This is a genomic window from Streptococcus sp. WM07 (assembly GCF_004570525.1).
In the GTDB taxonomy this organism is placed as follows: Bacteria; Bacillota; Bacilli; order Lactobacillales; family Streptococcaceae; genus Streptococcus.
The window spans coordinates 1-244 of the sequence record NZ_SPPZ01000370.1; the positions used below are offsets into that span (position 1 = coordinate 1).

The window sequence follows — 244 nt, forward strand, 5'->3', positions numbered from 1 at the left end:
TTCTCCATTTGACTTTGATGAAGTAGTAAGGAATATGTTAATAAGATTGCCTCCACTTTAAATTTTAAAGCATAAAGATTCCTACATCTTAAATCTTCAATTCCGAATTGTTCCAAACTTGAGAATACCGTTTCAATGGACTTACGCAGTCGTCCAATTCTATAATTTTCCAGTTTAGAGTAATCACTCATATTCTCCCTTAATTGAGTAATTAATTTGATTCCACACCTCAGCAAGCTCTCTT

1 protein-coding gene is annotated in these 244 nt (G+C 32.8%); it reads right to left on the minus strand.

The window, feature by feature from the left end:
* Window positions 1-191: transposase (locus E4T71_RS09595; protein ID WP_228062411.1), on the minus strand; the 191-nt coding region annotated here is incomplete at its 3' end.
* Window positions 192-244 lie beyond the last annotated feature (53 nt).